Genomic DNA, 11,497 nt, shown 5'->3' on the forward strand with positions numbered 1-11,497 from the left:
TTTAAGAATCAGCGGGATAAAAATCGATGGAAGGGCGGAATCAACCATGCAATCACAAGTTTATCGCCCGAACTGCCATGTGCGCTTTGTAACGGCTGCCGCTTTATTCGATGGTCATGACGCTTCCATAAACATTATGAGACGTATTCTTCAAGCTTCCGGTGTCGAGGTCATTCACCTGGGTCATAACCGTTCTGTTTATGAAGTGGTGAGTTCAGCGATCCAGGAGGATGCGCAGGGAATTGCCATCAGCTCCTATCAGGGTGGTCATGTCGAATATTTGAAGTACATGTTTGACTTGCTCCGACAGGAGGGAGCTGGCCACATCAAAATCTTCGCAGGCGGGGGCGGCGTAATCGTTCCTGCGGAAATCACGGAACTGCTTCAGTACGGGATTTCCAAGATATTTTCACCTGACGATGGGCGTGAAATGGGGCTGCAGGGCATGATCAATCATATGATCAAGGAATGCGACTATCCGACACCAAAGCAGGCGGAACGGGATTTCACGACATTGAGGGATAGAAGCTGGGGAGCCATTGCCAAATTGATATCGCTAGCGGAAGAACATGTGTCTAAGGCTGACTTGGACGATTCCGCATTAGCCGTTCTGAAGAAATTGCATGCAGACGTCCCCGATGTTCCGGTACTCGGAATTACAGGAACCGGAGGTGCGGGGAAAAGCTCGTTGAGTGACGAATTGGTGCGCCGGTACCTCGCTCAATTCCCAGACCGCTCGATTGCCGTAATTTCTGTTGACCCGTCCAAGATGAAATCTGGCGGAGCGCTGCTCGGTGACCGCATCCGGATGAATGCGATCCATAATCCCAGGGTATATATGCGCAGCATGGCGACAAGAGGATCTAAGTCCGAGATAAGCGAGGCCTTGAAGGACGCAATAAATATCGTCAAGCTTGCTGGCTACGATTTTGTCATCATCGAAACAAGCGGGATCGGCCAAGGCGGTGCTGCCATCATAGACCTGTGTGATGTGGCTATGTACGTCATGACTAGTGAATTTGGTGCAGCTACCCAACTTGAAAAAATAGATATGATCGACTTTGCAGATGTAATCGTCATCAATAAGTTTGATCGCCGAGGATCCGAAGACGCCCTTCGCGATGTGGGCAAGCAATTCAAGCGCAGCCGTCAAATGTTTGATGTGCCTGATGAGGAGTTACCGGTGTTCGGGACGATCGCAAGCCAATTTAATGATCAGGCCACCACGGTACTCTTTGCCAACCTTATGAAGATCGTTAATGCGAAAACAGGCGGAAGCTGGTCGTTGCAACAAAATACAATGCTTACGAAATTGCCAAATAAAAATAGGATCATTCCGCAGGGGCGAACAGGCTACCTGGGCGAGATCGTTCATACCGTTCGTGAGTATAAGAAATTTACGGAAGAGCAGGTCACGGTCGCCCGGAATCTGGACCATTTGAGGGGAACCAAGCTTCTGATTGAATCCGACAGAGGACAGCTTCTTTCTAAATCCGAGGCGGAAATATTCATGGAGAAACTGGATGCAATGCTCGCATATTACGAAACCAGCCTGCATCCGGATTGTAAAAAGCGGTTGGAAGAGTGGCATGAAATCCGCGAAGCCTACAAAAAGGATCGGCTGGTCACGAAGGTTCGTAATAAGGAAACGATGACGGACTTGTATATCGTATCACTGTCCGGCAGCAGGATTCCGCGGGTCAGCTTGCCAAAGTTCGAAGATGCAGGAGAAATCCTGCGATGGCTGCTTAAGGAGAACTTGCCCGGTTATTTCCCTTATACAGCGGGTGTATTCCCATTCAAACGGACTGATGAGGATCCGAAACGACAGTTCGCCGGGGAAGGAACACCGGACCGGACCAACCGACGCTTCCATTACCTCTGCAAAAATGACGAAGCCAAGCGGCTGTCTACCGCCTTCGACAGCGTAACCTTATATGGGCAAGACCCGGACGAACGCCCCGATATTTACGGGAAAATAGGTAATAGCGGCGTGAGCGTATGTTCATTAGATGACATGAAGAAGCTGTACGACGGCTTTGACCTGTGCCATCCCTCCGTCAGCGTATCGATGACCATCAATGGTCCGGCGCCAGTCATTTTGGCGATGTTCATGAATACGGCCGTTCATCAGCAGGTCGATAAGTTCAAGGCGAAGAACGGACGGCAGCCGGATGAGGCCGAATTCGAGGCAATTAAGGCTGCAACGCTTCAAACGGTGCGCGGCACGGTTCAAGCGGATATTCTCAAAGAGGACCAAGGGCAGAATACGTGCATCTTTTCGACCGAGTTTGCCTTGAAGATGATGGGGGACATTCAGCAGTATTTTATCGATCATAAGGTGCGCAACTATTATTCGGTCAGTATCAGCGGCTATCATATTGCTGAAGCGGGAGCCAACCCGATAACGCAATTGGCCTTTACGCTGGCGAACGGATTCACTTTCGTCGAATACTATTTATCCCGAGGTATGCGGATTGATGATTTTGCCCCGAACCTGTCGTTTTTTTTCAGTAATGGACTAGATCCTGAATACAGTGTCATGGGGCGGGTCGCCCGGCGAATATGGTCTACGGTTATTAAGCATAAATACGGGGGGAATGAACGAAGTCAAAAGCTGAAATATCATATCCAAACCTCCGGCCGCTCCTTGCACGCACAGGAGATGGACTTCAACGATATCCGTACGACCTTACAGGCGCTGATTGCGATTTATGATAATTGCAATTCCTTGCATACAAATGCTTATGATGAGGCGGTCACGACGCCTACGGAAGATTCCGTACGCCGGGCGATGGCGATTCAAATGATTATAAATAAGGAGTTTGGAATGGCGAAGAACGAAAATCCGCTCCAGGGCTCCTTTATCGTTGATGAGCTGACCGACCTTGTTGAGGCAGCCGTGCTCGAGGAGTTCCAGCGCATTCACGATCGCGGAGGAGTGCTTGGCGCGATGGAAACCCAGTATCAACGGGGAAAAATTCAAGAGGAATCATTAAATTATGAGCTTAAGAAACACTCCGGCGAGCTGCCTATTATCGGTGTAAATACGTTTATTCATCCAGATCCAAACGAGAATCGCTACGATATTGAACTAGCCCGTTCGACGGAAGAAGAAAAACAGAGGCAAATCCATAATTTGAATGCCTTTCGACTGCAGCATCAGGACGATTGCGACGATGCGCTTAACCGCTTGAAACAGGTCGCCCTGGAGGACGGTAATTTGTTCGAAGCGTTAATGGAAGCCGTAAAATCAGCCACGCTTGGACAGATCACAAGCGCTTTATATGAAATAGGGGGTCAATACCGCCGGAATATGTAAGTTCAGAAGAGGAGGAATTGTATGAAAATCTACACGAAATCGGGAGACAAGGGCCAAACCAGCCTAGTTTACGGGCAGCGGGTGTCGAAGCATTCCCCTCGGGTCCATGCCTACGGGACATGCGACGAAGCGAATTCGATGATCGGCTTGGCGCTTTCATACCTGGGGCAGGAGCAAGAATGGGCTTCCTTCCGGCAGCTCTTTCATGTTATTCAAACAAAGCTGTTTCATGTGGGGGCAGAATTGGCAACTCCTCGAGGCAAGAAGGTCGCATGGTCGATTTTGGAAGAGGATGTTCGTTATCTGGAGGAGCAAATTGACGATATGGAGGTAAATTTGCCCCCGTTAGCCAATTTTATTTTACCGGGTGGTCATGTATGCGCTGCTTCGCTTCATGCAGCAAGAACCATCGTCCGGCGTGCGGAAAGAACGGCCGTAGAGGTTCAACAGGAGGAGGAAATCAATCCGATTGTCCTGCCTTATTTAAACCGCTTATCCGATTTGCTGTTCGTGGCTGCCCGGTATATCAATCACCGGACGGGACATCCCGATCTCGTATTGCATACTTTATAGAAATAATTGAATCGGAGGAAGGGCATTGCATAGTTAAATAAAAGCGGCAGTCTAAAACATTTCAAATGTTTTAGATTGCCGCTTTTTATTAATTATCGTGTTTTTAATGTGTAGTAACCGGATTAAAAGTTGAAGTTGTCCGGATCAGGACCGAAGCGGTGATCACGGTTAAGCGCGCTGATTTGAGCGACCTCATCTGCATTCAGCTCAAAGTCGAAAATATCCGCATTTTCCTTCTGGCGAACGGGATTAACCGATTTTGGAATCGTAACGACTCCATTCTGGAGATCCCAGCGAAGCACTACCTGAGCAGGTGACTTGCCGTATTTCGCGCCAATCTCTGCAAGAATGCTATGATCCAGGTTTCCTTGCATAAGCGGGCTCCATGCCATCAGCTGGATATTGCTGCTTTTTGCAAATTGGTGAAGCTCCGCTTGTGTAAGAAGCGGGTGATATTCCACTTGATTGACCATCGGTACAAACTCTCCGGAGATAATGACATCCCGCAGATGATGAATCTGAAAATTGCTGACTCCAATCGCCCGTACGTAGCCGTCACGGTAAAGCTTCTCAAGTGCGCGCCAGGTTTCCGTGTATTTTTCTTTGACAGGCCAGTGAATGAGCAGTAGATCAACAACGTCAATGTCAAGCTTCCGTCTGCTGTCTTCAAACGCCGTCAGCGTGGATTCATACCCTTGATGGGCATTCCAAATCTTTGTCGTTACAAATATTTCATCCCGCGCGATACCGCTGTTGCGAATTCCCGCGCCTACGCCCGTTTCATTGTTATAAGCGGCTGCAGTATCAATACTTCTGTAACCAGCTTCAATTGCGGAGGCAACCGTTCTTTCTGCCTCGCCGTCATCCTTTACTTTCCATACGCCAAGGCCTAGCCAAGGCATCTTAACGCCGTTGCTTAATGTGGTGGATTCAATAAGTGCTTTGGTCATTTATATACAACCTCCCATTAAAGTGACAATTCCAAAATGGCTTTAACATCTTGTTTTTCCAAACGTTTGAATGAACCGATAGCGCCGTAACGAACCGCTTCTTCAGCCATGCGATCCAGCTTTTCGCTTCCGATCTCGAAGTCGGCAAGACGTGACTCGGCTCCGATTCGCGTGAAGAAGTCCCGTGTTGCTTGAATGCCTTCAAGCGCAATTTCGTTGTCCGATTTTCCTTCCGGATTTACGCCCCATACGCGAGTTGCATATTGCACGAAACGATCGATCCGCTCCTCATGGACGTATTTCATCCAATTCGGGAAAATAACCGCGAGGCCAGCACCGTGCGGGATATCATAAATCGCGCTTACTTCATGCTCAATGCCGTGGGAAGCCCAGTCATTGGCCATGCCGACGCTGATCATACCGCCGTTTAATGCCATTGTACCGCACCACATAAGGTTCGCCCGGGCAGCGGCATCCTCTGGGTTTTCTAGAGCGATCTCCACGTTCTCAATGACCGTTTGCAGGATGGATTCACAGAAGCGCTCCTGCAGAGGCGTGTTTTCCGTTAAGCTAAAGTACTGCTCGAATACATGTGACATAATGTCGACAGCTCCGTTAACGGTGTGATTGCGCGGCACCGTATAAGTAAGCGTCGGATCGAGAATGGAGAACTTAGGATAGGTATGAGAGCTGCCGAAAGCACGCTTCAGGTTCTCTTCCCAGTTGGTAACGACAGAGGAGCCGTTCATTTCAGAGCCGGTTGCAGCCAGCGTCAAAATAGTGCCGATCGGCAGCGCTTTCTCAATTACAGCTTTGCCTGTGAAGAAATCCCAAACATCGCCTTCGTATGGAACGCCTGCGGCAATAGCCTTGGAAGCATCGATGACACTGCCGCCGCCGACAGCGAGAATGAAATCAACGCCATGCTCGCGGCAAAGGTCTATTCCTTTATTCACGGTAGTCAGGCGCGGGTTTGGTTCAATATTAGGAAGCTCGTGCACGGTGATGCCGGCTTCTTGAAGGAGGCCGATGGTTTTATCGTACAATCCAGTTTTTTTAACGCTTCCTGAGCCATAAACGAGCAGGACCGTTTTTCCGTATTTAGAAGTAAGCTTGCCTACTTGATCTGCAGTGCCTTCACCGAAAACGATGTGAGTCGGGTTTACAAATTGAAATGAGTTCATGCTGAACCTCCCAAAATTATTTAGATAACTAAATAGGTAACTAAATGTCTTTAAAGTTATGTATACGCCGTTTATTTTAGTGATATCGCATTAACTTGTCAAGTTGAACGGGAGATAAGCATTGAAAGGATAACTTTTTAGTTATATAATGATTGGCAATTAGCTAGAGATAAAGGGGAAGCCGGAATGGAAGTCGAAGTAAGCAGTCGCAATATAAAGTTTTTTGAATGCCTCTCATCGCTGACACGGGTTAAAATGATCGAACTGCTGGGTGTACAACCGATGAATATCAAAAGCTTGTCTGAGGCGCTAGACATAAAGTCTCCTATAGTAACCAGGCATATTCATATGTTGGAGGAAGCAGGCATTGTTCGCTGCGAGAGCATGGCAGGCAAGCGCGGAATGCAGAAGATTTGCCATCTCCAGCTCACGAAGACGATGCTGTTATTCAAAAGCTCGCCGGTTATTGATGAAGCAAAACGTTATGAGGTATCACTCCCGGTTGGTCATTATTCGTCCTATCAAATCAAGCCTACCTGCGGACTTGCGTCGGATACACAAATGATCGGCATGTGCGATGATCCTCGTTATTTTGCCGATCCGGAGCATGTGCACGCCAAGGTGCTGTGGTTCGGTTCCGGTTTTGTCGAATATCGGATTCCTAATTATATGGTAAATAATGAAACGCCGGAATCGCTTGAAATTGCGTTGGAGATTTGCTCAGAAACGCCTTGCAGCGTCAATCATTTGCCGTCCGACATTTCTTTTACGATAAACGGCGTCGGGGTTGGGGTATGGACCTATCCTGGAGATTTCGGCAGCACACGAGGCTTATATACACCCGAATGGTGGCATAAAAACATCCAGCACGGTTTAATCAAGACGATTCGCGTGAACAGGCAGGGATCGTTTATTGACGGGATCCAGGTGTCTGATGTTACGATCGAACAGTTAATGCTGGCCTACGACAAAGAAATATTATTCCGAATTTCATGCAGCACCACTGCGAAAAACTGCGGCGGCGTTACCTTGTTCGGCAAAGGGTTCGGCAACTATAACCAAGATATCGAAGTGACGCTGCGCTGTCAGTGATTTGTTATATAACCCTGCCATACTTAGTGGTTGAAAATTCGACGTAGTGATGTGCGTTACCGATTCGTGATTGAATAAAAGGAGCAATCGCTGCCAAGGCGCTTGCTCCTTTTATCTTTACCAGGCTCTCGTTCCCCGTTACTTCAATATAAGAGATTAGTCCTTAACTGATGTTCATGAAAAAAAATGATCAGCTTCATCCAGGTTTATCCACCGTATTCATGGTCATCGGCTCCGGCACTCGCATGAGTATGACGATACCTACGATGAACAGGATGACGAGACTGAATACGCCCATGCTCGTGTGGCCGGTGAGCTGCGCGGTTAAACCGACGAGAAGGGGGCCCAGAATCGAAGCGAACTTGTCGAAAATATTATAAAACCCGAAAAACCGGTTTGCGTTCTCTTTTGGCACCATCCGCGCGAAGTAAGCCCTGCTCAGCGCCTGGATGCCGCCTTGCGAGGTGGCGACCAGCATCGCAAGCACCCAGAAGTCGAACGCCGACTTCATGAAATACGCGTAGATACATACGATGATATAGACGCAGATGCCGACGTATAGCATGATTTTTCCCGAGAACCGATCCGCCAGACGCCCGTACAACATCGCGAACGGAGCAGCGACAACTTGCGTGACGAACAATATGATGAGCAGATCTGTCGATTCTATGCCGAGATCGGTTCCATAGGCGGTGGACATCGTAATGATCGTACCGACGCCGTCGATGTAGAAAAAATAAGCGAGCAAGAACAGGAAAATCGCGCGATGCTGCTTGATTTGCTTTAAGGTCTCGAAGAGGCGCTTGAAGCTGTTCGCGATGATGCGGGGCTCGCGGTTCAAGTAATGCTTCTGATGTACGTTGCGGAGCATGGGCAGTGTGAAGACGCCCCACCAGAGGGCCGTAATGAAGAACGCGATTTGGCTCGCCGTCGTGACGGAGATGGGCAGAACCTCTTGCCCGGCAAGAAGAATGATCGCAATGCTGATGATAAAAGGAATCGTGCTCCCAATATACCCGAAGGCAAATCCGCGGGCAGACACCTTGTTCATCCGTTCGTCGTCGGTGACGTCCACGAGGAAGGCGTCGTAGAACACATTGGAGCCCGCCGAGCCTATCGCGATGAACATATAACAGACGAGCAGCAGCTCCCAACTATCGTTCGGAATAAACGTGAGCAGCGCGGTGGCGACGATACCGAGCAAGCTGAAACCGGCAAAAAACGTTTTTTTGAACCCTTGGTAATCGGCAATCGTGCCCATGATCGGGCCTAATAGGGCGAGGATAAACGTCGAAATCGCAATCGCATATCCCAGGTAAGCCGTAGAATTCGCGGCGCTAACGCCAGCATCCTCAGCCGCCGCTTTGTAGAAGAGCGGGAAGACGGCTGTAGAAATGATGATGGAGTAGGCGGAATGGCCCCAGTCGTACCACATCCAGCTTTTTTCTTCCTTCGAAAATGACCTCATAAGCTTGGCCTCCTGAATGAATGAACCGAATGCTTTTATTGTATAGGATATGTGGACTTCCGGGCAGTCTGTATTTTTATTTTCTTTGTTAACAACTTTATTTTTTAGTCTAACACTTTATTTTCATCTAACATTATTCGCATGAGCAATCTCCTTCAAATTAAAAAGAAGTTGTCTATGAAATTTAATCGATGGGATCGATGCTTGTACATATTGCGGCTAGTAGAAGGATATTTTCCAGTACATTTGTTTCTTTTTATGTTTACAATATTTCCGCAGGAGAAAATCTTTTTATTTGTCTGTTTATTTTTGTGAGATCAATTTACTTCCGAAATCGTTTCTGTTTGTGTTTGAAAAATGTATATTCAAAAGAAAACAAATATGATATTATCAATTCAAACAAATACAAAACAACATTCGGAGGTACATCCATGGTACAAAGTTTATGGGAAAACGAAAAAGCATCGCAGCTTGAAGGCGGATTAGCCGAGCTGGTATACCGCTCCAATATCATCGGCGCAGATCGCCGCGTTTGTAATTACGGCGGAGGCAACACTTCAAGCAAAACAACCGTGAAAGATYTCCGCGGACGCGACGTAGAAGTGATGTACGTGAAGGGCAGCGGCTCGGACCTTGCTTCAATGAAAGCAGGTAACTTTACAGGTCTCCGCATGGATGATATCCGCCCGTTATTCGAACGCTCTGAAATGCCGGACGAGGAGATGGTTGCTTATCTTGTCAACTGCATGATCGATTCGAAGCACCCGCGCGCATCTATTGAAACGCTGCTGCATGCTTTTCTTCCATTCAAACATGTTGATCATACGCATCCGGATTCTATTATTAGCTTGTGCTGCGCAGATAACGGCAAAGCGCTTGCGAAAGAAATTTTTGGCGACCGCTTCGTATGGGTACCTTATGTTCGTCCCGGCTTCAATCTATCGAAAATGATCGCGGAAGGCGTTCTGGCTAATCCGAATGCAGAGCTTGTGCTTATGGAGATGCACGGACTGGTTACTTGGGGTGAAACGAGCGAGGAATGTTACGCTCAAACGATCAAAATCATTTCCGAAGCGGAAGCCTTCATTGAATCCCGCTTTGACGAAGCGTCCCTATTTGGCGGCGTGAAGCACGAGGTGCTTGAAGCAGATGTGCGCAGAAGCGTTGCTGCACAAGTTATGCCAACGATTCGCGGCGCAGTCAGCGATGCGAAAAAAATGATTTTGACCTTTGATGATGAGGTGGATGTGCTCGCATTCGTAAGTGGACAAGATTCCCCGCAATTGTCTCAGGTTGGCGCTGCATGTCCGGATCATCTCGTACACACGAAAGTTGTTCCTTTGTTTATTGACTGGATGCCGAACGCAGAGGATATCGAAGGCTTGAAAGTGAAATTGGCTGAGGGAATTGCTGCTTACAAAGAGCAGTACAAAGCGTATTTCGATCGCAACAAGAACGAAGGCGACGTTATGTTTGAAGCTGCACCCCGTGTTATTCTTATCCCGGGTATCGGCATGATCAATACAGGTAAGAGCTGGGCTATGGCACAAGTCAGCGGCGCGCTTTATCACCGTGCGATTGCCGTAATGCGCGGCGCAACGGCGCTCGGAGATTTCGTTTCGCTTAGCGAGAATGAATCATACAACGTGGAATACTGGCCGCTTGAGCTTTACAAATTGTCGCTTGCTCCCGCTGAAACCGAATTCTCCCGCAAGGTAGCCTTCATTACCGGCGGCGCAGGCGGCATTGGCAGCGAAACGGCACGCCGTTTAGTATCTGAGGGCGCGCATGTCGTGCTTGCTGACCTTAACCTGGAAGGCGCGCAGAAGGTTGCCGCTGAAATCAACGAGAAATTCGGCGATCACCGCGCGACAGCCGTGAAAATGGATGTAACAAGCGAAGAGCAGGTAGTGGCTGCTTATGCTGAAACGGCGCTTGCTTACGGCGGTGTGGACATTATCGTAAACAATGCGGGCCTTGCGACGTCAAGTCCGTTTGACGAGACTTCCCTTAAAGAGTGGAACCTGAACATGAACGTGCTGGGCACAGGTTATTTCTTGGTGGCACGTGAAGCATTTAAATTGATGAAACAGCAAAGCATCGGCGGCAACATGGTATTCATCGGCTCGAAAAACTCGGTATATGCAGGTAAAAATGCATCCGCATACAGCTCTGCAAAAGCGCTAGAGGCTCACTTGGCACGCTGCATCGCAGCAGAAGGCGGCGAATTCGGAATCCGCGTGAACACGATTTTGCCGGATGCGATTTTGCAGGGCTCGGCGATCTGGAACGGCAGCTGGCGCAATGAGCGTGCCGCAGCTTATGGTATTGAGCCGGATCAACTGGAAGAATACTACCGCAAACGCACGACGCTGCTTGTGAATATTTATCCGCGCGACATCGCGGAAGGCATTGCGTTCTTCGCATCCTCTAAAGCAGATAAAACGACAGGCTGCATGCTGACTATTGACGGCGGCGTACCTGCTGCGTTCACTCGCTAGGAGGAGTGCTGCGATATGTTTCAAGCACGGGGAGAAAAGAATTGGTACATTCCGGACGGTTTCATTCCGCCGGATAGCACGGGCGCGCTCACGAGCCATGAATCGATTTGCGTACTGAACTGTTCCTCGGAAGAAGCACTTATCCGTATTACGATTTATTTTGAGGACCGCGAGCCGATTGAAGAAATTTTGGTTGTCGTTCAAGGCAGACGTACAAAGCATATCCGTACGAGCTCATTGATGAAGGAGGGGGCGTCGATTCCAATCGGCGTTCCTTATGCCATCGAGGTGCAGAGCGATATCCCGATCATTGTACAATACAGCCGACTAGACTCTACACAGGCAGAAAACACGTTGATGTCTACGATGGCTTATCCTTTGAAATAATTAACCAAACATGAAAGGGT

8 protein-coding genes are annotated in these 11,497 nt (G+C 48.6%); 5 read left to right on the plus strand and 3 right to left on the minus strand.

The window, feature by feature from the left end; genetic code table 11:
* The first annotated feature begins 46 nt into the window (after positions 1-46).
* Together icmF and AC1DLI_RS26015 are read left to right on the plus strand one after the other, a co-directional pair.
* On the plus strand, positions 47-3,322 hold the full coding sequence (gene icmF, locus AC1DLI_RS26010; RefSeq protein ID WP_477607366.1) for a fused isobutyryl-CoA mutase/GTPase IcmF: 3,276 nt from the start codon (positions 47-49) through the stop codon (positions 3,320-3,322).
* Positions 3,323-3,343: 21 nt separating this feature from the next.
* Positions 3,344-3,895, plus strand: coding sequence for a cob(I)yrinic acid a,c-diamide adenosyltransferase (locus AC1DLI_RS26015; protein WP_477607367.1), 552 nt, complete (start codon positions 3,344-3,346; stop codon positions 3,893-3,895).
* A 122-nt stretch (positions 3,896-4,017) separates the two neighbouring features.
* On the opposite strand, the gene AC1DLI_RS26020 is transcribed toward AC1DLI_RS26015, so the two are convergent.
* Together AC1DLI_RS26020 and AC1DLI_RS26025 are read right to left on the minus strand one after the other, a co-directional pair.
* Positions 4,018-4,845 (minus strand): aldo/keto reductase, encoded by an 828-nt coding sequence (locus tag AC1DLI_RS26020; RefSeq protein WP_477607368.1) that lies wholly within the window; start codon positions 4,843-4,845, stop codon positions 4,018-4,020.
* Between the two features lie 17 nt (positions 4,846-4,862).
* Complete coding sequence (locus AC1DLI_RS26025; RefSeq protein ID WP_477607369.1) at positions 4,863-6,029, minus strand: iron-containing alcohol dehydrogenase; 1,167 nt, start codon at positions 6,027-6,029, stop codon at positions 4,863-4,865.
* 186 nt (positions 6,030-6,215) lie between these two features.
* Between AC1DLI_RS26025 and AC1DLI_RS26030 the strand changes: the two genes are divergently transcribed.
* Complete coding sequence (locus AC1DLI_RS26030; protein ID WP_477607370.1) at positions 6,216-7,121, plus strand: ArsR/SmtB family transcription factor; 906 nt, start codon at positions 6,216-6,218, stop codon at positions 7,119-7,121.
* Between the two features lie 196 nt (positions 7,122-7,317).
* On the opposite strand, the gene AC1DLI_RS26035 is transcribed toward AC1DLI_RS26030, so the two are convergent.
* Complete coding sequence (locus AC1DLI_RS26035; RefSeq protein WP_477607371.1) at positions 7,318-8,589, minus strand: MFS transporter; 1,272 nt, start codon at positions 8,587-8,589, stop codon at positions 7,318-7,320.
* A gap of 431 nt (positions 8,590-9,020) precedes the next feature.
* Between AC1DLI_RS26035 and AC1DLI_RS26040 the strand changes: the two genes are divergently transcribed.
* Both AC1DLI_RS26040 and AC1DLI_RS26045 read left to right on the plus strand, forming a co-directional pair.
* Positions 9,021-11,090 (plus strand): bifunctional aldolase/short-chain dehydrogenase, encoded by a 2,070-nt coding sequence (locus AC1DLI_RS26040; RefSeq protein ID WP_477607372.1) that lies wholly within the window; start codon positions 9,021-9,023, stop codon positions 11,088-11,090.
* Positions 11,091-11,105: 15 nt separating this feature from the next.
* On the plus strand, positions 11,106-11,477 hold the full coding sequence (locus AC1DLI_RS26045; RefSeq protein WP_477607373.1) for a sensory rhodopsin transducer: 372 nt from the start codon (positions 11,106-11,108) through the stop codon (positions 11,475-11,477).
* Positions 11,478-11,497 lie beyond the last annotated feature (20 nt).

The sequence above is a fragment of the Paenibacillus sp. 01T443 genome (assembly GCF_056398325.1).